This is a genomic window from Stutzerimonas chloritidismutans (assembly GCF_051486945.1).
In the GTDB taxonomy this organism is placed as follows: domain Bacteria; phylum Pseudomonadota; class Gammaproteobacteria; order Pseudomonadales; family Pseudomonadaceae; genus Stutzerimonas; species Stutzerimonas chloritidismutans_B.
Genome location: NZ_JAHVDX010000002.1, coordinates 694131 through 716968 on the forward strand (window position 1 = coordinate 694131; position 22838 = coordinate 716968).

Below are 22838 nucleotides of genomic sequence, written 5' to 3' on the forward strand. Positions count from 1 at the left end.
GGGCGAAGGGTATGATCCGGCCACGTCTGCAACGCCTGAGACCCCACGCCATGAACGATCAAGAACGCACAGAACTCGAAGCCGCGGCATTCCGGCGGCTGGTCCAGCACCTGCGCAACCGCCCGGATGCCCAGAATATCGACCTGATGAACCTGGCCGGTTTCTGCCGCAACTGCCTGTCGAAGTGGTACAAGGCCGCGGCCGACGACCTGGAAATCGAGGTCAGCATCGACCAGGCTCGTGAAGAGGTGTACGGCATGCCCTACGCCGAATGGAAGAAGCGCTACCAGAAAGAGGCGACACCTGAACAACAGGCCGCCTTCGAGAAGAGTCAAAGCCATGAGTGACCTACGGCAGTTTCGCGCCCGTCTGCGCGAAGAGAACCACCCATTCAGCGATACCCTGGCGTACATCGCCAATACATACGATTACCGGCCGACACGCTTCATCAACGGCGACGTTGAAAGCCCGGCGGGTGAAAACGAGGGATCGTGCAAAGTGCTGGGGATGGCCATCCTCGAGGCATTTTCCGAGGAGGAAGCGTTGCTGGCGTTTGGTGAACACTACCGCTCGGTGCTGGACAACCCAGCCGGCGACGACCACCGCAACATTCGCGCCCTGATGCAAAGCGGCCTACAAGGCGTCCGCTTCGACCAACAGCCGCTGACGCGCAAATCGTAAAAAAAAGGGCCGTCCAGGCACTTGGGGAAGGCTTGAAAACGGACGGCCCTGAAAACCAAAAGGAGAGACTCGGCGGCAAGACTAAGGCCAGCGTCTGGCGCCGGCCATTGGCTTGATTTGATGGGATGTATAGGCGATGCCTATCGCTGCGTTTGCCGGGTCTTTCCCAGCCTTGCCAAAGCCGGTAAGGTCCGGGCCGTTTCCTAGCCAGAGTGCGCCGCCTCATGCCCATCACCGCCCTTTCCGGCCCCCAATACCTGCGCGAAGGTCTCAGGATGATCCTCAGCCCTGGGCTGCGCCTGTTCGTAATCCTGCCCGTGACGGTGAACCTGTTGCTGTTCGCGGGTTTGATCTACTTCGCGCTGAGCCGGTTCGGCACCTGGGTCGACACCTTCATGCCCAGCCTGCCGGATTGGCTGAGCTTCCTGGAATACCTCCTCTGGCCGCTGTTCGTCGCGCTAGTGGTGCTCATGGTGTTCTTCACCTTCACGATGCTGGCGAACATCATCGCCGCCCCGTTCAACGGCTTCCTGGCTGAGAAGGTCGAAACGGTGGCGCGTGGCGAAGACAGCTCGCCGCCGTTCAGCTGGGCAGAGCTGATCGCCATGCTGCCGCGTACCCTTGGCCGCGAGGCACGAAAATTGGCTTATTTCGCGCCGCGTGCGCTGGGCCTGCTGGTGCTTTCCTTCATTCCCGTGGTGAACATCGTGGCGGCACCGCTGTGGTTGCTATTCGGGATCTGGATGATGGCCGTCCAGTACATCGACTACCCAGCTGACAACAACAAGATGAGCTGGGCAGAGATGATGGTCTGGCTGCGCCAACGCCGCTGGAAAAGCTTGAGCTTTGGCGCGGTGACCTATGCGGCCTTGCTGGTGCCGGGGCTCAACCTGCTGATAATGCCCGCTGCGGTAGCCGGGGCAACCGTGTTCTGGGTGCGTGAGGGCGGCCTGAACCCGCACCTGCCTGTCAGATCGAGGTGAACTGCCTGCGAGTCGACTGTCTAGATCTGGACAACCCAGCTCTGACAGCCCAACTCCGGAGACCTTCACATGGCGCTATCGGCCCTCGCGATCAACTGCACCCTCAAGGCGTCTCCTGAGCCGTCTTCCTGCGAATTGCTGCTGAACCAGACGCTCCAGGCGCTCTCCCGCTTAGGCGTAACCGGCGAGCAGATCAGGGCCGTGGACTACAACATCAAGCCCGGCGTGACGTCCGACGAGGGCGAAGGGGACGACTGGCCGATGATCCGCGAGAAGGTACTCGCGGCCGACATCCTGCTCCTCGGTACACCCATCTGGCTCGGCCATCCCGCCAGCGTCTGCCAACGAGTATTGGAGCGGCTCGATGCCTTCATTGGCGAGGTGGATGACGAACAACGCATGGTTTCATATGGCCGAGTGGCCTGTGTTGCCGTAGTTGGTAACGAGGATGGTGCGCACCACGTCGTCGCGGAGCTTTTCCAGGGGCTCAATGACGTAGGCTTCAGCATTCCGGCGAACGGCTGCACCTACTGGGTCGGCCAGGCGATGGGTTCGACCGACTACAAGGACCTCGAGGAACCCAGCGAGAAAATTACCAAGACGAATGAGATGCTGGCCCGAAATGCCGTGCACCTGGCGCAACTGCTCAAAGACTCAGGCTATCCCGGCGCGTCTCAATGAGGGGCGCCGCCGGAGCGGCGCCTAGCTGCATCAGGCAAGCGTTTTCAACGCATCTCGGCTAAACGGCAGGATCTCATCCATCCGCCCGTCCCGTACTTTCACTGCCCAATCCGGGTCGCAGATGAGCGCGCGGCCAACCGCGACTAGGTCGAACTCTTGCTTGTTCAACCGCTCCAGCAACCCTTCGATGTTGGCCGGCTGGGCGACCTTGTCGGTCTTGACCATGAACTGTAGAAACTCGCCGTCAAGCCCAACGCTGCCGACGGTGATGGTCGGCTTGCCAGTCAATTGCCGCGTCCAGCCTGCCAGGTTCAGGTCCGAGCCTTCGAATTCCGGCTCCCAGAACCGGCGGGTCGAGCAATGGAAGATGTCCACGCCGGCCGCAGACAGCGGCTCGAGAAACTCGCCGAGTGCTTCCGGCGTGGTGACGAGCCGCGCCGTGTAGTCCTGCTGCTTCCACTGCGAGAAACGGAAGATGATCGGAAAGTCCGGCCCCACCGCAGCGCGCACCGCCTGGATCAGCTCGATGGCGAAGCGCGAACGGTTGGCCAGGCTGCCGCCATATTCATCTGTGCGCTGGTTGCTGCCTTCCCAGAAGAACTGGTCGATCAGGTAGCCATGCGCCCCATGAATTTCCACGCCGTCCATACCGATCGCCTTGGCATCGCGCGCGGCCTGGGCGAACGCCGCTATTACAGCCTGGATGTCTTCGTGGCTCATGCCATGGACGATGACCTGGCCGTCCTTGAGTTTTTCCATCGGCCCGTATCCCGGCACCTCAGGCTCTGGCTCGGTGCCCTTGCGCCGAACATTACCGACGTGCCAGAGCTGCGGGACGATCTTGCCGCCAGCCGCGTGCACCGCGTCGACTACCGCCTTCCAGCCCGCAAGCGCGTCCTCACCATAAAAGCGCGGCACCTGGGGATAGCCGTTGGCGGCCGCATGCCCGACCGTAGTGCCTTCGGTGATGATCAGGCCGACGCCCGACGCCGCGCGGCGTCGGTAGTATTCCACCACCTGCTCGGTAGGCACGCCGTTGGGCGAGAAAGAACGCGTCATTGGGGCCATCACCACACGCGTCGGCAATTGCAGGGCACCAAGCTGGAAAGGTTGGAATAAGGCGTTTACGGCTGCGGTCATGGGTGAGTCTCCGTTCAGGGTTCGTTACGAATCGTGTGCAGGCGACCGGTCGTCTCGTCGCCAGGCAAATAAAAAATCAGGGCCGCATGAGCAACCGTTCCAGCTGCGTTAGAAAAATGGCCAGCGGGGCGCTGCTACGGCCCACCTTCATGCGCATCAAGGCGCCCTCCCAGGCATTGCCGATGAATTCGGCCAGGGCGAGGCAATCCACTGTCGTGTCGATGATCCCGTCTTTACGGGCCTGTTCCAGGCAATCGGCGAGCACGGCGACGGACGCTTGCAGGATCGCATCGACCCGCTGGCCGATCGGCTGCGACAGCTCGGCCATCTCGAAGCTCAGGCTGCCAATAAAGCAGTGGTATTCCGGGCTCGTCTGGCGAGAGAAATGGGCAACCAGGTCGCCGTAGTACGCCAGTATGCGATCGCGTGGCGCGCGCGCCGGGTCCTGCAGCGCGAGACGATAGCGTTCCAGGCGCGGGATATAGAGATGGTCGAGCGCTTGCAAGGCGAAGTCTTCCTTGCTGGCGAAGTAGTGATAGAAGGAGCCCTTGGGGATTCCCGCCGCCTGGACGATTTCCAGCACGCCGGTGCCGTGGTAACCCCGTCGGGTCATCACGTCGGCGCCTTTGGCGAGGATCAAGGCACGCTTGTCGATTCGGGCTCGGCTGTTCATAGAGCCGAGCATATGACCGGTCGTCTCGGCCCGACAGCATCATCCATCGGGCTTATCGAGCCACAACCGTAGCAAGGATGATGGGGGCTGACGGCCGCCCGCGGGCAGGCGACCTCGATGAGGTAAAGACTGTTTTAGGAGCGCTCAGTCCAGAGCGTTTTCGATCGCCTGGATCAATGCCGGGTCATCCGGCGCGGTACGCGGCGAGAAGCGCGCCAGCACGCGACCATCCGGGCCGACCAGGAATTTCTCGAAATTCCAAGTGATGTCACCCGGGAAATCGGCCCCCTCACCTGCCAACAGGCGGTACAGCGGATGGCGCTGCGGGCCGTTGACGTCCAGCTTGCTGCTCATGGGGAAGCTGATTCCGTACTGCTGGTCGCAAAAGCTGAGAATCTCGGCCTCGCTGCCCGGCTCCTGCGCAGCGAACTGGTTGCAGGGAATGCCGAGCACACCAAAACCGCGCGCTTGGTAGCGCTCATGCAGCGCCTGCAGGCCCGCGTATTGAGGCGTCAGCCCGCACTGCGAGGCGACGTTCACCACCAACGTCACCTGGTTCTTCATCTCCGCCAAGGGCAGCTGCTCGCCACGCAGCCCAGGCAGTACCAACTCATGGAACGCGCTCATTTCTCTCTTCTCCAGAGGGCAAAAAAGCGCTCCGGCAGAACCAGAGCGCTTCCCTGGCCCGGTGTACGTCACCGGGCCTCGTCACGGATCACGAAAGGGTCAGTGGTGGTGACCACCTTCGCCATGGACGTGGCCATGAGCGATTTCTTCTTCGCTGGCATCACGCACGTCAACGATCTTCACTTCGAAGTTCAGGCGCTGGCCAGCCAGGGGGTGGTTGCCGTCGACGATCACGTCGTCACCTTCCACGTCACGGATGGTGACGATCTGCATGCCGCCGTCCGGACCCGAGGCATGGAACTGCATGCCCACTTCCAGCTCATCGACGCCTTCGAACATCGCACGATTGAGTGTCGCGACCAGCTCCGGGCTGTATTCGCCGTAGGCATCCTGCGGCTCGATAGCGACTTTGACCTCATCACCGCCCTGCTTGCCTTCCAGCGCCTTCTCCAGGCCCGCGATGATATTGCCTGCACCGTGCAGGTAGACCAGCGGCGCGCCGCCGGCCGAGCTGTCTATCACTTCACCGGCATCGTTGGTGAGGGTGTAGTCGATTGACACAGCCTTGTTAGCGGCGATCTGCATGGGACGAAACCTTTGCTTGGGAATGTGACGACAAAGTCTAACCGCGACCTGCAGTGAATGCGAACCGGTGCGGCAAAACGAGGACTACCGGCGGCCGCGCTTGAGCCAGATCAACTCCTGCCACCGGCTGCCCCGAATACAACCTTTGGAGAGCATCCCGACCGCCAGCGTTGTGCAAGAATCCTGACCAGTAAGCGTAGGCGATCATTTCAACAATTATTTCTCGCATCCAAAGGAGCACCGATGTCCGCTCGAAACATCCTGGTGATTAACTGCGGCAGTTCGTCGATCAAGTTCGCGCTGGTCAACGAAGCCCAGGCAACCTTCCCGCTGCAAGGGCTGGCCGAGCGTCTCGGGAGCCCCGAGGCCGTTCTGCACTGGCAACAGGGAGACACCAAGCAGAGCCTGAACATCCCGGGTGCCGATCACCGCGCCGCGCTCGAGCGGCTGCTGCCGGTGGCCCAGGAGGCCGCGGGCGGCCAGCTGGACGGCATCGGGCATCGCGTCGTACATGGCGGTGAGCACTTCACCGGCTCCAGCCTGATCAACGAAGACGTGTTGAAAGCGATTCGAGACAGCGCACAGCTGGCGCCACTGCACAACCCCGCTAACCTGGTCGGCATCGATGCAGCCATGACCCTGTTCCCCGGCCTGCCGCAGGTGAGCGTATTCGACACCGCCTTCCACCAGACCATGCCCGAGCACGCGTTCCGCTACGCCGTGCCGGAGTTTCTCTACAAGGAACACAGCGTCCGCCGCTATGGTTTCCACGGCACCAGCCACAATTACGTCAGCAAACGCGCCGCGGAGATGACGAAGCTGCCGGTGGAGGACAGCTGTTGGCTGACCGCGCACCTGGGTAACGGCTGTTCGACGTGCGCCATCGTCAACGGTGAAAGCCGCGACACCAGCATGGGCCTGACCCCGCTCGAAGGCCTGGTCATGGGCACGCGTAGTGGCGACGTCGACCCCAACCTGCACAGCTACCTGCACCGCACGCTGGGCTGGAGCCTCGAACAGATCGACCGCATGCTGAACCACGATAGCGGCCTGAAAGGGCTGTCGGGCCTGTCCAACGACCTGCGCACCCTGCACGAAGCGCGGGTTGCCGGGCATGCCGGCGCGAATCTCGCACTGGAAGTGTTCTGCTACCGCCTGGCCAAGTCGCTCGCCGCGATGGCCTGCGCGCTACCCAAGCTCGACGGCCTGATCTTCACCGGCGGCATCGGTGAAAACTCCGTCGCTGTCCGCAGCCGGACTTTGGAACACCTGAAGCTGTTCAACTTCAAGCTCGACGAACAAGCCAACGAGCGCTGCACCCGCGGCGTCGGTGGTGAGATCCAGGCCGAGGGCAGCCCGCGCGTCCTGGTCGTCCCCACCAATGAAGAACGCCAGATCGCACTGGACACGCTGGCCCTGCTGGACGCCTGACCGGCCCACGCAGCGCCAGCCGCACGACCCGACGGCACCGCCGTCGGGTATCGCCTTGCTCGCACAGCCATGCTCGACCATGCCGCTCGACAGGAGATCCCCATGCACACACTCTTTCTCGCCCCCTGCGGTTTCGGTGGCGGCCTCAATTCCATCAGCCTCGGCCTGATCCGGTCGCTCGAACGCGCCGGGCTCAAGGTCGGTTTCTTCAAGCCGATCGCGCAGCCGTTTCCACTCGACCAGGGCCGTGAACGCTCGCGCCTGCTGGTGGAAAGCACCCTCGCCATCACATCGCCCGAACCGCTCACCCTCGAGCAGGTAGAGCGCCAACTGGCCGACGGCGAACTCGATTTGCTGTTGGAGGATGTGGTCAGCCGCTTCCAGGAAGTCGCTGCCGGCAAGGACGTGGTGATCGTTGAAGGCATGGTGCCGACGCGCGAGTTCAACCACACCTCGCGGATCAATACCCAGCTGGCCAAGAGCCTCGATGCGGAGGTCATTCTGATCTCGGCACAGGGCGGCGACACGCTCAAGCGCATGGCCGAGCGCATCGAGATCCAGGCGCAGCTGTTCGGCGGCGCCAAGGACCCGAAGGTGCTGGGCGTGATCCTCAACAAGATCAAAAGTGAAGACGGCGTCCCGGCTTTCGTCGAGCGCCTCAGGGAACAACTGCCGCTGCTCGGCAGCCCTGACTTCCAGCTGCTCGGCGCTATCCCTTTCGCCGAGGAACTGAATGCGCTGCGCACCCGCGACATCGCCGAGCTGCTCGGCGCCAAAGTGCTGCACGCCGGCGAGTCCGAGCAGCGCCGCGTCGGCAAGATCGTGCTGTGCGCCCGCGCCGTCCCCAACACCGTGCAACTGCTTCAGCCCGGTGTGCTGGTGGTTACCCCAGGCGACCGCGACGACATCATCCTTGCCGCCAGCCTGGCCTCGCTCAATGGCGTGAAGCTCGCCGGTCTGCTGCTATGCAGCGATTTCGAACCGGACCCGCGCATCCTCGAACTGTGCAAGGCGGCGCTGGACGGCGGCCTGCCGGTCATGACCGTGCAGACCGGCTCCTACGACACCGCGACCAACCTCTTCGGGCTGAACAAGGAAACCCCGGCGGACGACATCGAGCGTGCCACCCAGGTCACCGATTTCATCGCTCAGCACCTGCTGCCCGACCTTCTGCACACGCGCTTGAGCGTGCCGCGTACGGAACTACGCCTTTCGCCACCGGCCTTCCGCTACCAGCTGGTCAAGCGCGCTCAGCAGGCGAACAAGCGCATTGTGCTGCCCGAAGGCAACGAGCCACGCACCATCCGCGCGGCTGCCATCTGCCAGGAGCGCGGCATTGCCCGTTGCGTGCTGCTGGCCAAGCCTGAAGAAGTCCAGGCCGTAGCTCGCGAGCAAGGCATCAACCTGCCGGCCAGTCTGGAAATCCTCGACCCCGAGCTGATCGTCAACCATTACGTCGAGCCCATGTGCGAGATGCGCAAGGCCAAGGGATTGACCCCGGACGATGCGCGCGAGCAGCTGAAGGACACGGTGGTGCTCGGCACCATGATGCTGGCGCTCGATGAGGTTGACGGGCTGGTCTCCGGTGCCGTGCACACCACTGCCAACACCATCCGCCCAGCCTTGCAGCTGATCAAGACGGCCCCCGGTTACAGCCTGGTGTCCTCGGTGTTCTTCATGCTGCTGCCCGATCAGGTACTGGTATACGGCGACTGCGCGGTGAATCCGAACCCAAGCGCGACGGAACTCGCGGAAATCGCCCTGCAGAGCGCTGAGTCCGCCGTTGCACTCGGCGTAACGCCGCGGGTGGCGATGATCAGCTATTCGACCGGCACGTCCGGCAGCGGCGCCGAGGTAGAAAAGGTTGCCGAAGCGACACGCATCGCCCAGGAGCGCGCACCGAACCTGCCGATCGACGGGCCGTTGCAATACGATGCTGCCTCGGTCGCCAGCGTCGGCAAGCAGAAGGCGCCGAACAGCCTCGTGGCCGGCCAAGCGACCGTATTCATCTTCCCGGACTTGAACACCGGCAACACGACCTACAAGGCCGTGCAGCGCAGCGCCAACGTGATCAGCGTCGGACCGATGCTCCAGGGCCTGCGCAAGCCGGTCAATGATCTCTCTCGCGGCGCCCTGGTCGACGACATCGTCTTTACCATCGCCCTGACCGCACTGCAGGCCGACAGCCAGAAGGCCTGACCGCAACACCGGCTTGCTCCGGCCCCCGCCGGAGCAAGCCCTATCCCGAATCGATCGTTTGCTTGCAGTTCGGCGCGCAATCGTTACTCTTGCGCCAGATTTGTAGTACGAACGAGACCCTTGATGCTGAGTTTCCTGCCCGCCCCGCTTCGGGGCGTCCTTGCCGGGCTATTCCTGGCGCTCAACACCCTGTTCTGGTGTTGGCCACTTTTCATGCTGTCGCTGCTCAAGCTGTTGTTGCCCATACCGCGCGTTCAGCGTGCGCTGCGCTTCGGCATGCATTGGATCGCCGAATCCTGGATAGCCGTCAACAGCTTCTGGATGGATCTGGTCAGGCGCACCGAGTGGGATGTGCAGGGTCTGGACAAGGTCGACATGCACCATTCCTATCTGGTCACCAGCAACCACCAAAGCTGGGCCGACATCCTGGTGCTGCAGTACCAGTTCAATCGCCGCATGCCGTTCCTCAAGTTTTTCCTCAAGCAAGAGCTGATCTGGGTGCCGGTGATTGGCCTGTGTTGGTGGGCGCTGGAATTTCCTTTCATGAAGCGCTTTAGCAAGGAATACCTTGCCAAGCATCCTGAGAAACGCGGCGAGGATCTGGCAACTACTCGCCGTGCCTGCGCGCGTTATCGGTCCAACCCGGTGTCGGTGTTCAACTTCCTGGAAGGCACGCGCTTCACCGAGGACAAGCACATCGAGCAGGGTGCGCCCTATCGCTACCTGCTCAAGCCGAGGGCCGGCGGCATTGCCTTCGTGATCGACGCGATGGGCGAGCAGCTGGCCGCATTGATCAACGTGACCATTCACTACCCCGACGGCCGACCGGATTTCTGGGACCTGCTCTGTGGCCGGATCAGCCGGGTGGTGATGCGCATCGATTCGCAACCCCTCCCGCCGGAGTTTCTCGGGCGCAGCTACGACCAGGACGAACGCTACCGCCTGGGTTTTCAGGAATGGGTCAACGAGCTCTGGAATGACAAGGACGAAAAGCTCGACGCCCTTCGCCGCGAATTTCCGCCTCGCTAAGCCCGGCGCAGGTCAGTCCAGCGTTCGCTCCAGCGCCTCCCAGTCGACCGAATGCGGGAATGATAGGGCATCGTCGACTGTCAGGCCCGGCGCGACCAGAAAGCCCTGCATCACCTGGCAGTCGTGCCGCACCAGCCACTCGCGCTGCGCCAGGGTCTCGACCCCCTCCGCGATCACCTCAAGCCCCAGGTTGCGCCCGAGGTCGATGATGGTGCTGACCACGGCAGCGTCACGCGGTGAATCCAGCATGTTAGCGATGAACAGGCGGTCGATCTTCAGCGTATCCAGCTCGAAATGCCGCAGGTATGCCAGGGACGAGTAGCCGGTGCCAAAATCGTCCACGGCAACGCGCACGCCCAGTTCGCGAAGCTGCCGGAGCTTGTCGCAGCTCTGTTCCAGATCTTGCATCAGCGCACCCTCGGTGACCTCCAGTTCAAGCTGGCCAGGGTCGAGCTGATACTCATCGAGTAGGCGCCGCAGTTCGTCGAGCAGGCCTGCCCGGGCAAACTGCACCGGGCTGACGTTGAAGCTCAGGATCAGCTTGTCGCCGAAGCGTTCGCGCCAGTCCCGGCATTGTGCCAATCCCTCGCGCAACGCCCATTCGCCAACGCGATCGATCAGCCGCGTCTCCTCCAGCAACGGGATGAAGACATTCGGCTCGACAGCGCCACGCCCGGCAAAATCCCAGCGCAGCAGCGCCTCGAAGCCCCTAAGCTCGCCGGACTCCAGCACGACCTGCGGCTGGTAGGCCAACGCGAAGCCGTTGCGCTCGATGGTGCTGCGCAGGTTCTCCTCCATCATCAGCCGGGCGTGAGCCCGCCCATTCATCTCGCGCGAGAAGAAACGATACTGCTGCCGCCCTGCCCGCTTGGCTTCGTACATTGCCATGTCGGCTGAACGCAGCAGCTCCTCGACACTTCGCCCACAGTCGGGAAAGTGCGCGATGCCGATGCTGGCGCCGAGCGTGACCTCGGTTCCGTCGATGCTGTGTCGCACCGAGATCAGTTCGATGAGCTTTTCAGCCACTTTAGCGGCGTCTTCTGGATGGTCGAGCGAGTCGAGCAGCGCAGTGAATTCGTCACCGCCCATGCGCGCGATGATGTCGTAGGGGCGCATGCAGGTTTCGAGCAGCCGCGCGACACGGCAGAGAATCTCGTCGCCCGCATCGTGCCCGAGCGAGTCGTTGATGCGCTTGAAACCGTCCAGGTCGATGTAAAGGATCGCCATGCGCTTGCCGTTGCGGTCGATCCGCGCCAGCGCCGAGTCGAGCGCCTGGTGAAACCCGCGGCGGTTGAGCAGGCCAGTCAGCGAATCGGTAACGGCCTGCGTTTCCAGCTGCATGTGCAGGTTGCGCACGACCGACATGTCCAGTGCGATGACCACCATCGAGCGCTGCTGACGCGGCAGCGGGGACGACGACAGCGCCACCGGCAGGCGGGTCCCGCGGGCGGTGTGCAGCTGGGCTTCGTGCAGGCGGTAGGTATTGCCGCTGCGCCAGTGTTTGTAGAACTCGGTATCGCGCCAGGCTTCTGGCATGTCCGGTGAGGCCAGGTGATCGACCAACGCCGTACCCTGCAGGTCCTCGACGTGCGAGTGCAGCATTTGCGCGATGGCTGGATTGGCGAAGCTGATGTAGCCGTCCTCACCCACCACGAGGATGCCTTCGGCGGCATTGTTCAGCACTGACGCATTGAACGCCCGAGCACTGTCGAGTTGTTGGCTGAGCAGTTGAAGGTCGCGCCGGTTGTGCTCATGGCTGAGCAGCGTATTGATCTTGTGCTTGAGCACTTGGGGATCGAACGGTTTGAGGATGAAATCCACCGCGCCTGTGGCGTAGCCGCGCAGCACCGACTCGCGCGTGTGGGCGATGGCCGAGACGAAGATGATCGGCGTGTAGCGCGTGTGCGGGTTGCTGCGCATCAGCCGCGCCACCTCGAAACCGTCCATACCCGGCATCTGCACGTCCAGCAGCACCAATTCGACGTCCAAATCCAGTAGGGCCTGAAGCGCGGCTTCGCCGGAATTGACCGTATGCACCTGCCAGTCCCCATCGCCTAGCAGCGCCTCCATCGCGACCAGATTCGCCTCGCGATCATCGACTACCAGCAGCGTGCGGGTACGTGGTTGTGATTGGGCTTGCACGCGCGGCATCACTCGTCTCCCCTGCTGGGCATGCGTTTACCTCCGACTTCGGCCCGGCCGATCAAGGCCCTGGCCCGGCATGAACGATGCGTCACACGCGTCTCCTCATGATTCCTGGGGAGCGCCGTCGCCCCCGAGGCAACGGCGCAGCAATGCCACCAATTCGCTACGATCGACCGGCTTGGACAGGCACTCGTCCACACCAGGCAGGGTACCGCCGCTACCTTCCGTACGATCCGCCTCAATCGCGAGCGCCACGATCGGCACCTGACAACCATAGTCGCTTCTAAGCCGCTCGATCAGCTCCGCGCCGCCACCCTCGGGCAATGCCAGGTCGACGATAACCAGATCGAAGGCATCTTCCTCGAACCGTTCCAGCGCCTCGTCCCCTGCCGTGGCGGGCACCACCTGCAATCCTTGCTCATCGAGCAGGCCGCTCAAGGCATAGATCGACCGCACGTCGGGATCTACCAGCAGCACACGCTGCCCAAGCAAAGGGTGTTCCATTTCATTGATGGCCAACGAGGCCGAATCCTTGGGGGGCTTCAATGCATCGTCCATATGCTCCAGTCCTTCTGTTTTTGACAAGGCGACCGACGAATAGCGTCGGAGTCTTCCGAGATTTCGCTCGGATAGTGGATTCTTGCTGTTCAGGACGACCCGAACATCCTTCAGCGAACGCAGCCGGTCGAGCGCGTCGAGCAGGTCCAGGCCGTCTTCGTCGGGCAGGTCGAAATCGATGATCAGCACCGCAAACGGCTGCTGTGCATAGGCCAGGCGCGCATCCTCGCTGCGCTCGCAATCGGTGACCCGGTAGCCCATGGCCTCGAAATGCTCGCGTAACTGGCGACGGCGCTCCGGGTCGGTCTCGACCAACAAAAGGCGCGTCGGGTTGGCCTCCTGCATGGCCAGCTCGATGAACAGGCGCTCCAGTTCGGCCTGCGCCACTGGCTTGATCAGGTAGCGTGCATCGTCGTCGCTCCAGCTGTGCGGCTGCGGTACGCAGGAGATAACGTACACCGGCATACCCTGATGACGAGTATCGGCGCGCAAGGTCCGGTAGACCTGCCAACCGCTGATGTCCGGCAACAGGATGTCGAGGATGACGCCGGCGAATCGCTGACGGTCGAGCGCCTCAAGGCCGTCCTGGCCAGTCCCGCAGATGACGCTGGGGAAACCGTGCGACTGCCCCACCTCGGCCACCACCGAGGCGAAGTCGGCGTCGTCTTCGACGATCAGCAGCCCCGGCCCCTGCCCCCGGCGCGCTGCCGGCGGCGCCGATCTGGCCTGCGGTGCGGAGGCCGATACCAGCGGCAATTCAACCGTGAAGCAGGCTCCCTTGCCGGGCTCGCTCTGCAAGCTGATACCCCCGCCCAGCACCTCGGCCAACTGCTTGGCAATCGACAGCCCCAGGCCCGTACCGCCGTATTGCCGGCTGATCGAGCCGTCGATCTGCTGAAACGCCTGAAAGATCCGCTCATGCTCCTCGGCAGCGATGCCGATTCCCGTGTCGATGACACGAAACAACAACCGATCGCCCGCCCCTTCCTCGCCGGCCTGGCGCTCGACCAGGATGTCGACGCGGCCTTGCTCGGTGAACTTGAGAGCATTGGTCAGCAGGTTGCGCAAAATCTGATGCAACCGTGTCCGGTCGCTGATTACGGCCGCTGGCACATCCGGCGCGATGGCCGTTTCCAGCACCAGGCCTTTCTGCTCGGCCAGCGCCTCGACCGTCGACGTCAGCTCCACCATCAGCTCGGCCAGGCTCAACGGCTCGGCCTTGATCTGCATGTGCCCGGCTTCGATCTTGGCCAGGTCGAGCACATCGTTGATCAACTGCAGGAGATCGTGCCCGGCGCGATGGATGATGTCGGCGTGACGGACCTGCTTTTCGCTGAGGTTGCTCGACGCGTTCTGCCGCAGCTGATCGCTGAGGATGAGGATGCTATTGAGCGGCGTGCGCAACTCATGCGACATGTTGGCGAGGAATTCCGACTTGTAGCGGTTGGCAATCATCAGTTCGTTGGCCTGGTCCCGCAGGCGCCGCTCGGCGGCCTTGCGGTGGCTGATGTCGATGACCACGGCCTGAATCAGTTGCTCGTCGCCGCTGCGCAGCGGCGACAAGCCCACCTCAACCGGCACCAGCCGCCCGTCACGGTGGCGCCCGAACAGCTCGCGATTGTCGCCCAGGCGCGCCTCGTGCTCCTGAACCAGGCGATGGCGGATCTCGAAATAGGTCTTGCGCATCGACTCGGGGATCAGCAGCTCGACCGGCTGCCCGAGCAGTTGCTGGCGCTCGTACCCGAACAGCAGCTCAGTCTGGCGGTTGACCATGACGATCCGGCCGTCGTGGTCGAACAGCAGGAAGGCGTTTGGCGACGCCTCGACCACGTTGCGGAAGCGCTCTTCGTCGCGCTTGCGCTGCTGCAGGTCGACGAGGTTGAGCAAATGGTGCAGCCCGTCGTCGCGCTTGAAGCTCGTCAGGCTCAACGACACCGGGACGGCATTGCCATCCTCACGCAGTGCCTGGCGTTCATGTTGCCCCGCATCTGCCTGCTCCGGCGACTCCAGCGCGCCCGGTACGTAGCGATTGAGGCGCTCGCCGGCGAGCAGACCGGCGGTGCTACCGAGAAGTGTGGCCGCGCTCTGGTTGGCAAGCTCGATGCGGCCGTTGGCATTGCACAGCAGGGTCGCCACGGGCAGTTGTTCGATCAACTGGCGAAAGCGCGCCTCGCGCTCCTGCAGTTGCTCGCTGAGCATCTGGCTGCTGCGCAGGGCGCGTTCGCGCACGAACAGATAGCCGCCGATCAGCAGGGAGAACAGCAACGCCGCGGTCATCGCGGCGAGCAGGCTGAACGCGCGGCCGGAGCTGCGTAGGATCGCCTCGTATTCCGGCGTGCTGGCAACTTCAAGCTGCCAGCTACGGCCATACATGTAGATATTGCGAATTCGATGAAAACCGGCATCACGGCTCACCGGTGCGCGGCCGACCAACAGCGGCTCATCGGGAGCACCGGCATCGAACAGCTGCATCTGGAACAGCTTGCTGCGCGATCCAACAACGCCCTCCATCAGGTCAGTCAGCCGGAACGCGCTATGCAAAGCTCCAGCGAACGCCGCTTGGCGCTCCTCCAGAGTGGTCACGGGCGCGCCGGCCCGGTACAGCGGCATGAAAAGCAGCATGCCGACCTGAGCGTTTTCCTCTGTTTCCTGTTTGAGCCGGATAGGTCCGGTCAACATGGGCGAACCGATGTTTCGTGCAGCGGTGATCGCCTCGCGTCGAGTTTCCTCGCTCATCAAGTCGAATCCCACTACCCGGCGATTGCGCCAGTCGAGCGGGTGAATGTAATCGGTGATCAGATATTCGTCGCGCTGCCCCGCAGGAAACATGCGAAAGCTTTCACGCCCATTTGCACGGATGCGCCGCAACACATCGGCAAAGGTATCGGGGCGCGCGTAACGCGAGAGGGCTAGCGCCTGTATGCCAGGGTAGAAATCCTGCAATTGAAGCTGGTCGGAGGCGCGGTTCCAGTCATCGAGCGACACCTCGTCACTGCCGATGAACAGGCCCGCCATGCCACGCATGACCATCTCGTAGGCGCGCATGCGCTCGCGCAGCGTGCTTTCGATGTCATTGACTGCAAGATTGAAGCGCTGCACCTGTTCGTTGCGAATGCGCGATTCTTGAACATGCCATTGCCAGCCGACCCATCCTCCGAGCCCTGCCATCAAGGCCAACGTCACCATTAATGGCAGCCAAGGCTTGCGAGAATGGAGAGCGGAACGATCTTCCATTCGACCTCCTCAGTGCCACTACATGGCTCGCTGTCACGAGCTTCAGAGTCGTTAATCGCCGAGAGGTTCCGTAAGACGGAAAGATGGATGTAAAACTGACGTCACTAAAATGACAAAGCGAAATCGTTTGCTGATCTCGCTTTGTTTGAATGCTTACAGCGGACGCAAATTGATCTCGACGCGGCGGTTCTGCGCACGGCCGGCCGCGCTATCGTTGCTTGCGATCGGCTGGCTGGAAGCAGCGCCATAAGCGGTAATGCGCGATGCAGCTACACCGTTACCTTCGAGGTACGCCGCCACGCTGCGCGCACGTCGGTTCGAAAGGTCCTGGTTAAGTTGCTGCGAGCCGGTGCTATCAGTATGGCCTACGATGTCCACGCCGTTCTTGTTGAACTCCTTGAACACCTGAACCAGCGAATTGAGCGTCGGATAGAAGCTGCTGGAAATGTCAGCCGAATTGCTGGCGAAAGTGATATTGCCGGGCATGATCAGCGTTAGGTTGTCGCCGTTGCGCTGCACCTGGACGCCAGTGCCCTGCAGCGTCTGGCGCAGCTTGGCTTCCTGGGTATCGACGTAGTAACCATAACCGCCGCCTGCTGCTCCACCCACCGCAGCACCAATCAAGGCACCCTTGGCGCGGTCCTTTTTGCTGGAGGTCGCCGCGCCGATGACGGCGCCACTGACCGCGCCGATCCCGCCATAAATGCCCGCCTTGCCGGCTTCACGCTCGTTGGTGTACGGGTTGTTGGTGCAGCCGACCAGCAGGGCGAGCGTGGCGGCGATTGCGGTGAGATTGCTGAACTTCTTCATGGGTACTTCCTTCATCTCCGAGACGTCTGCCGGGGCGCGAAGCGGCACCGGCCGGCTTAAAAGCGCGGCTAGGTTAACACCCGTCCCGGCGCAATAACCGGAACGGGCCGACGAAGCCGCCATTAGCGCTACCCGTAAGGCAACACCTGGAAATGACGCACCCCAACGATGCAGGGCGCGGACGCTAGACCGAGGAGATCGCGCTGTGCCCCTCCGCCAGCCAGCGCGCGATATCCACACGAATGCGCTTTTTGTCCAACTTGCCGACGCTGGTCTTGGGGATGTCGTCGACCACAGCAATTTGCTGCGGGATCGCCCATTTGTTGATGTGCCCCTGCGCCACGGCAGGCTCGAGAAAAGCCTGCAGTGCACGTGCGTCCAGCGACTGTCCAGGGCACAGCACCAGCAGCGCGAAAGGCCGTTCGCCCCAGCGGTCATCCGGGACGCCGACGACGGCCACGTCGCGCACGGCTTCATGTCGGCTGATCAGACCCTCCAGGGACAACGACGATATCCACTCCCCGCCGGTCTTGATGACATCCTTGATGCGGTCACGAATATCAATGTTGCCCATGTCATCCAGCGTCGCGACGTCGCCGGTATGCAGCCAGCCCCCGGCCCACAGCTCTTCGCTTTTCTGCGGGTTGCCGGCGTAGCACTGCGTGAGCCACGGTGCGCGCAGTACCAGTTCGCCCTGCGAGGTGCCATCGGCGGGCAAGAAGCTGCCATCTGGGGCCTGGATCGCTGCGTCGACGAGCACCACCGGCACGCCTGCCTTCAACCGGTAGGTCACCTGCTCGTCATCGCTCGCGGCGAGCAACTCGTCATTGATATGCGCACCGGAAATCAACGGGCAGGTTTCTGACATCCCGTAAGCGGCGATCAGCTGCATGCCGCAGCCACGTGCCGCCTCGTACAGGCCACGCGTCAGGGCGCTGCCGCCGATGGTAATTTTCCACCCCTCGAAGTCGACACCCTGCGCCGCCTTGGCGTTGAGCAGCATCTGCACGATCGTCGGCACGCAGTGAGAGAAGGTCACCTGCTCGCGGCGCCACAGCTCGATCAGCAGCTCAGGATCGTAACGTCCGGGATAGACCTGCTTGAGGCCCATCATCGTCGCGACGTAGGGCAGGCCCCAGGCGTGGACGTGAAACATCGGCGTTATCGGCATGTAAACGTCGCCGCTGCTCATCAACGTCGGGTTCTCGCGGCAACCGACTGTCACCGCGGCCGCCAGCGTGTGCAGGACAAGCTGGCGATGAGTGAAGTAGACGCCCTTGGGGTCGCCCGTGGTGCCGGTTGTATAGAAGGTGGTGGCCACCGAGTCTTCGTCGAAGTCTGGGAAGTCGTACTCGGACGAGGCCGCCGCCAGCAGACGTTCGTATTCACCTACGCAGTCAGGCAGCTCGCTCCCTGCCTCATCCGAGTCAGTGATCAGCAGCGTTTTTTCAACGGTGGTCAGTTGCCCGGCGATTGCCTGATAAAGCGGTGCGAACTCGCTGTTGACGAGGACGAACCGGTCCTCGGCATGATTCATGGTGTACAGAATCTGTTCGGGCGACAGGCGCACGTTGATGGTATGCACCACAGCACCAATCATCGGAATGGCAAACATGCACTCGAGATAGCGATGGCTGTCCCAATCCATCACCGCGACCGTGTCGCCCGGCTTTACTCCGATGCTGGTCAGGACGTTGGCCAGGCGCGCAACGCGCCGGTTGAGCTCGCGATAGTCGAAGCGCAACCGGTCGCGGTAGACGATCTCGCGGCTGCGCTCGTACCGCTGCCCGGACATGAGGAGGCGCTTGATCAGCAGCGGGTACTGGTAGGCATTCTCGGCGGGCTTGATCACTCGGGTCTGCAGCATGAGGGCTTCCTGTTATAGATGTTATGAAGTACTCGCGTTTGCCATGCAGGCGTCGCCGGCATGCATTCGAACCGCCGTGACTCGCTCGCGGCGTTCAGGTCAGTTCGCTGGCAGCCAGGCGAATCCCCAATCCGACCAGCACGACCCCGGTCACCCGGTCGAACCAGTGCCCCATACGAGCAAACCCGGCGCGAATGCGTGCGCGGCTGAACAGCCAGGCCACCACGCTGAACCACACGGCTGTAGCGCAAGCCAGGTATAACCCATAGCCAGCCTGAACCGCGAGGGGGGTATGAGGGTCGATAACCACCGTGAATAGAGAGAGGAAAAACAGCGTCGCCTTGGGGTTCAGCCCGTTGGTGACGAAGCCGACCATGAACGCCCGCCGCGCCGGGCGCGGCTCAACCGGAACACCGCCGTCCAACGCTTCGGCCGCTGGCATTGGCTTGGACCGCAGGGCCTGGAAGCCGAGCCAGAACAGGTAGCCGGCCGCCAGCCATTTGAACAAGTTGAACAGGACGATGGACTGCGAGACGATCAGACCAATCCCGAGCAGCGAATACCCAACGTGAACGAGGATGCCGCTGCCCACGCCCATGGCCATCCAAGTGCCGCTTCGCTGCCCGCGCGTCACGCTTTCGCGCACCACCACGGCAAAGTCGGGCCCGGGGCTGGCCACTGCCAGCAAGTGCACCAGGGCAACTGTGAGAAACTCGGTCCAGTACATCGATCGACTCCGTCAATTTCGGAGCGGGCCATCAGCCCGCTGATTTCATACGAGTAAAGTTCATGAGCAACCGCCGCGCCGTTTTTCTCGACCTTTCCCCGCTCGACCAGGGCGACCTCGACCTGGCTCCGCTGCAGGCGGCTTTCGACGCATTGACCTGCCACGCACAGACTGCCGAAGAGGATGTCATCGAACGCCTGCAGGGCGCCCAGGTGGCAATCATCAACAAGGTCAACCTGAACGCAGCGGTGTTCGCTGCCTGCCCTGAGCTGAAGCTGGTGCTCGTCGCCGCCACTGGCGTCAACAACGTCGATCTCGACGCCGCGCGGCAACACGGCGTGTCGGTCTGCAATTGCCAGGCGTACGGCACGGCGACCGTCGCCCAGCACACCTTGACCCTGCTGCTGGCGTTGGCGACTCGCCTGCCAGATTACCAGGCCGCCGTGGCTCGCGGCCGCTGGCAGGAGAGTGGACAATTTTGCCTGCTCGACTTTCCCATCGTCGAGCTTGCGGACAAGACGCTAGGCGTGCTCGGCCATGGTGAGCTGGGGAGCGCTGTTGCCCGCTTGGCCGAAGCCTTGGGCATGCGCGTACTGGTCGGTAACCTGCCCGGCCGGCCGCCGCGTGCGGATCGCCTCTCGCTTGAGGAGCTCCTGCCGCAGGTCGACGCGCTGACGCTTCACTGTCCGCTGACCGAGCATACGCGCAACCTGATCGGCGCCCAGCAGTTACAAGCGATGAAACCCACGGCCTTCGTCATCAACACCGCACGGGGCGGTCTAATCGACGAGCAGGCCCTGGCCGATACGCTCCGCCGAGGTCACCTGGGCGGGGCCGCCACCGACGTGCTGACCAGCGAGCCACCCAGCAACGACAACCCGCTGCTCGCCGCGGACGTGCCGCGCCTGATCGTGACGCCGCACAGCGCCTGGGGCAGTCGCGAGGCGCGCCAGCGGATCGTCGGTCAGCTGAGCGACAACGCACAGGCGTTCTTCTCCGGCTCGCCGAAGCGCCAAGTCAATTAACGGACCTTCTGTCGCTGCGGGCTGACTGCTAAGCTCGGCCGCTTTTGCCGGAGGCATCCATGGATCCGCGAAGCGAAGTGTTGCTGCGCCAGGCCGAGCTGTTCACAGGGCATTTGCTCCTGGCCGGACTGCCAGCCGACGACCTGCTCGGCCAGCTACCTCAGGCGCACGGCTGGTCTTGGCATGCCGGCGAGCATCAGCAATTGCAGGCGCGCTTTGCCGATCGCTGCGTGTTCGGCGTCGACGCGCCATCAAGCCCGTTCGAGACAGCAGTTCTCTTTCTCCCTAAATCACGCGAGCTGACCGATTACCTGCTCCAGGCATTGGCGGCCAGGCTTGACGGGCAAATGCTCTATCTGGTCGGCGAAAAGCGCGCTGGCATTGAGCGCGCAGCCAAGCAGCTCGGGGCGTTCGGCCAGGCACGCAAGCTCGACAGTGCGCGTCATTGCCAGCTCTGGCAGGTCCGAGTGACGAACTGCCCTGCCCCGCCCGATCTGCTACGGCTGGCCCAACGGTTTAGCCTGCCGCTGGCCGACGGTTCCCTGGACGTCGTCAGCCTGCCGGGTGTGTTCAGCCATGGTCGACTGGATCGCGGCACCGCCCTGCTGCTCGATCACCTGGACGGCTTGCCTGATGGCCGCCTGCTGGACTTCGGCTGCGGCGCAGGCATCGTCGGTGCCTGTCTCAAGCGCCGCTATCCTGATAGCGAGCTGGTCCTGCTGGACGTTGACGCCTTTGCAATCGAGAGCAGCCGCCAGACGCTGGCCGCCAATGGTTTGCAAGGCCACGTGATCGCAGGGGATGGCATCGATGCCGCGCCGAGCGATTGCAGCGCAATCATCAGCAACCCGCCTTTTCACCAAGGGGTGCATACACACTACCAAGCCACTGAAAACCTGCTGCGTCGCGCTGCCAGCCACCTGCGCCTCGGCGGCGAACTGCGCCTGGTCGCCAATGCCTTCCTCAAATACCCGCCTTTGATCGAGGCCAGCCTAGGCCGTTGTGACACAGTGACCGAGGCGAGCGGGTTCCGCATCTACAGTGCCCGCCGCGAGCACTAGCCTGCGGCACTTGCACAACGGGTCACCGTTCGGCACACTCGCGCCCGTCCAGGGGGAGTAGTCTCCGGCGAGCCCTCCGCTCGCCCGGCATGCGTCAACATACTTGGTCCGCAGACCATGGCGCATGCGACCCGCGCGGCTCTACGACCGCGCGCGGTTTGACAAGACCCATGACACGTATACCTGACCCGGGGCGGGCAGGCTGTGCGTGTCATGGTGTTTTTAGTCGACCCGCCCCTGCAAGGAAGTCTCGTTGGAATCCTTCTATATCCCCACGCTGATCGTTGCGCTCGCCGAAATCGGCGACAAGACGCAGTTGCTCGCGTTGCTGTTGGCCGCCCGCTATCGGCGACCGTGGCCGATCATCTGGGGCATCGTTGTCGCAACCCTCGCCAATCATGCCGCCGCCGGCGCAATCGGCAACTGGGTATCGTCCGCGCTCTCCCCGGTAATGCTGAGCTGGATTCTCGCCGCCTCCTTCGCGGCGGTCGCGCTGTGGACGCTAGTACCGGACAAACTGGAAGACGACGAGGCCTCGCGCGGGGTTCGGTTCGGACCGTTCATGGCGACACTGATCGCCTTCTTCCTGGCGGAGATGGGCGACAAGACCCAGGTCGCGACCGTCATGCTCGCCGCACAATATCCGGACTTCTGGCTGGTGATCATCGGCACCACGCTGGGCATGCTGATCGCCAACGTACCGGTGGTGCTGGCTGGCAATTTCGCGGCCGACCGGATGCCGTTGACGCTGATTCGTCGCATTGCGGCAATTGGCTTCGCCGCTCTGGCAGGCTATGCCGCGTACGAGGCCCTTACCCTGAGCGGCACGCTTCCAGTCTGATACTCAGCGCAAGTCGCCGCGGCCCACACTGCTGCTAGAGTGCGCGTTCGCCGCACCTGGCGGCAGAGGGGAGAACGGGCGGAATGTCACCAGAAGAACGAAAACGGAGGGTTCGCCAGCACATCGACCTCAGCTGGAGCAAAGGTCGCCTGGCATTGGCTGAACAGCTGCAAAGCCGTTACTTCATCTACAAGAGTTCATTCATCGCGCAGCCGGCCAACAGCGCCGGCTTCGCGATGATCGTGCGCGAGGTCCGCCTGGCGATACCGGATCTTGAGGTGGTCGTCGACGAATGCCTGAGCGAAGGCAACCGGGTGGTGACTTCGAGCACCTTGTTCGGCACGCTGGCCAAGCCTGTGTTCGGGCACGAACCCAATGGCAAGATTCTCTCCGTAGCCGCCATGTCCATCTGGACGCTCAACCCGAACGGCGATATCGACGAACTGAGCACGCTCTTCGACCTCGAGGGCGCGCGCGCGTTGTTGGGCATGGAGAGCCCCGTCCCCTTCAAGCTCCCGCCAATCTGATCGGATTGGCGGGC

The 22838-nt window shown here is 63.0% G+C and carries 20 protein-coding genes and 1 riboswitch; of the genes, 11 read left to right on the top strand and 9 right to left on the bottom strand.

What is annotated here, in order from left to right:
- Positions 1 to 50 precede the first annotated feature (50 nt).
- From KXR72_RS10360 to KXR72_RS10375, 4 genes are all read left to right on the top strand, one after another.
- On the top strand, positions 51 to 347 hold the full coding sequence (locus tag KXR72_RS10360) for a DUF1244 domain-containing protein (protein ID WP_437421024.1): 297 nt from the start codon (positions 51 to 53) through the stop codon (positions 345 to 347).
- The gene (locus tag KXR72_RS10365) at positions 340 to 681 is read left to right on the top strand and encodes a HopJ type III effector protein (RefSeq protein WP_437421025.1); all 342 of its coding nucleotides are present in this window, start codon (positions 340 to 342) and stop codon (positions 679 to 681) included. Before KXR72_RS10360 ends, KXR72_RS10365 begins: the two co-directional genes overlap by 8 nt.
- A 224-nt stretch (positions 682 to 905) precedes the next feature.
- Entirely contained in the window at positions 906 to 1664 is a 759-nt protein-coding gene (cysZ, locus tag KXR72_RS10370) for a sulfate transporter CysZ (RefSeq protein WP_437421026.1), read from the top strand.
- Between the two features lie 69 nt (positions 1665 to 1733).
- Entirely contained in the window at positions 1734 to 2345 is a 612-nt protein-coding gene (locus tag KXR72_RS10375; protein WP_437421027.1) for a flavodoxin family protein, read from the top strand.
- 30 nt (positions 2346 to 2375) lie between these two features.
- Here the strand turns inward: KXR72_RS10375 and KXR72_RS10380 are convergent, their stop codons facing one another.
- The 4 genes from KXR72_RS10380 to KXR72_RS10395 all read right to left on the bottom strand — a co-directional run bounded on the left by KXR72_RS10380 (position 2376) and on the right by KXR72_RS10395 (position 5370).
- Positions 2376 to 3485, bottom strand: a complete 1110-nt coding sequence (locus KXR72_RS10380; protein WP_437421028.1) for an NADH:flavin oxidoreductase — start codon at positions 3483 to 3485, stop codon at positions 2376 to 2378.
- A gap of 76 nt (positions 3486 to 3561) precedes the next feature.
- Positions 3562 to 4158, bottom strand: a complete 597-nt coding sequence (locus KXR72_RS10385; RefSeq protein ID WP_437421029.1) for a TetR family transcriptional regulator — start codon at positions 4156 to 4158, stop codon at positions 3562 to 3564.
- Positions 4159 to 4302: 144 nt separating this feature from the next.
- Complete coding sequence (locus KXR72_RS10390; protein ID WP_437421030.1) at positions 4303 to 4785, bottom strand: glutathione peroxidase; 483 nt, start codon at positions 4783 to 4785, stop codon at positions 4303 to 4305.
- Between the two features lie 99 nt (positions 4786 to 4884).
- A complete protein-coding gene (locus KXR72_RS10395) occupies positions 4885 to 5370 on the bottom strand; it encodes an FKBP-type peptidyl-prolyl cis-trans isomerase (RefSeq protein WP_437421031.1) in 486 nt (161 codons plus the stop codon).
- Positions 5371 to 5613: 243 nt separating this feature from the next.
- Between KXR72_RS10395 and KXR72_RS10400 the strand changes: the two genes are divergently transcribed.
- The 3 genes from KXR72_RS10400 (at position 5614) to KXR72_RS10410 (ending at position 10029) form a co-directional block, all read left to right on the top strand.
- Positions 5614 to 6801, top strand: coding sequence for an acetate kinase (locus tag KXR72_RS10400; RefSeq protein WP_437421032.1), 1188 nt, complete (start codon positions 5614 to 5616; stop codon positions 6799 to 6801).
- A gap of 102 nt (positions 6802 to 6903) precedes the next feature.
- Entirely contained in the window at positions 6904 to 9000 is a 2097-nt protein-coding gene (gene pta, locus KXR72_RS10405; protein WP_437421033.1) for a phosphate acetyltransferase, read from the top strand.
- A 123-nt stretch (positions 9001 to 9123) separates the two neighbouring features.
- Positions 9124 to 10029 carry an acyltransferase gene (locus tag KXR72_RS10410; RefSeq protein WP_437421034.1) on the top strand — a complete coding sequence of 302 codons (906 nt, stop codon included), beginning with the start codon at positions 9124 to 9126 and terminating at the stop codon, positions 10027 to 10029.
- Between the two features lie 12 nt (positions 10030 to 10041).
- On the opposite strand, the gene KXR72_RS10415 is transcribed toward KXR72_RS10410, so the two are convergent.
- The 5 genes from KXR72_RS10415 to KXR72_RS10435 form a co-directional block, all read right to left on the bottom strand.
- The gene (locus KXR72_RS10415; RefSeq protein ID WP_437421035.1) at positions 10042 to 12180 is read right to left on the bottom strand and encodes a putative bifunctional diguanylate cyclase/phosphodiesterase; all 2139 of its coding nucleotides are present in this window, start codon (positions 12178 to 12180) and stop codon (positions 10042 to 10044) included.
- A gap of 96 nt (positions 12181 to 12276) precedes the next feature.
- Positions 12277 to 15966: a CHASE domain-containing protein gene (locus tag KXR72_RS10420; protein WP_437421036.1), complete on the bottom strand. Its 3690-nt coding sequence runs from the start codon at positions 15964 to 15966 to the stop codon at positions 12277 to 12279.
- 153 nt (positions 15967 to 16119) lie between these two features.
- Complete coding sequence (locus KXR72_RS10425) at positions 16120 to 16776, bottom strand: OmpA family protein (RefSeq protein ID WP_437421037.1); 657 nt, start codon at positions 16774 to 16776, stop codon at positions 16120 to 16122.
- 184 nt (positions 16777 to 16960) lie between these two features.
- The gene (locus KXR72_RS10430) at positions 16961 to 18643 is read right to left on the bottom strand and encodes a fatty acid--CoA ligase (RefSeq protein WP_437421038.1); all 1683 of its coding nucleotides are present in this window, start codon (positions 18641 to 18643) and stop codon (positions 16961 to 16963) included.
- A gap of 94 nt (positions 18644 to 18737) precedes the next feature.
- Positions 18738 to 19370 (bottom strand): LysE family translocator, encoded by a 633-nt coding sequence (locus tag KXR72_RS10435; protein WP_437421039.1) that lies wholly within the window; start codon positions 19368 to 19370, stop codon positions 18738 to 18740.
- Between the two features lie 62 nt (positions 19371 to 19432).
- Here KXR72_RS10435 and KXR72_RS10440 point away from each other — a divergent pair, with 62 nt between their 5' ends.
- From KXR72_RS10440 to KXR72_RS10455, 4 genes are all read left to right on the top strand, one after another.
- Complete coding sequence (locus KXR72_RS10440; protein WP_437421040.1) at positions 19433 to 20395, top strand: 2-hydroxyacid dehydrogenase; 963 nt, start codon at positions 19433 to 19435, stop codon at positions 20393 to 20395.
- 59 nt (positions 20396 to 20454) lie between these two features.
- Positions 20455 to 21456 (top strand): methyltransferase, encoded by a 1002-nt coding sequence (locus tag KXR72_RS10445; RefSeq protein ID WP_437421041.1) that lies wholly within the window; start codon positions 20455 to 20457, stop codon positions 21454 to 21456.
- Positions 21457 to 21496: 40 nt separating this feature from the next.
- A riboswitch (yybP-ykoY riboswitch) is annotated at positions 21497 to 21697 on the top strand.
- A gap of 12 nt (positions 21698 to 21709) precedes the next feature.
- Positions 21710 to 22297 carry a TMEM165/GDT1 family protein gene (locus KXR72_RS10450; protein WP_437421042.1) on the top strand — a complete coding sequence of 196 codons (588 nt, stop codon included), beginning with the start codon at positions 21710 to 21712 and terminating at the stop codon, positions 22295 to 22297.
- A gap of 83 nt (positions 22298 to 22380) precedes the next feature.
- Complete coding sequence (locus KXR72_RS10455; protein ID WP_437421043.1) at positions 22381 to 22824, top strand: ester cyclase; 444 nt, start codon at positions 22381 to 22383, stop codon at positions 22822 to 22824.
- The last annotated feature ends 14 nt before the right edge of the window (positions 22825 to 22838 follow it).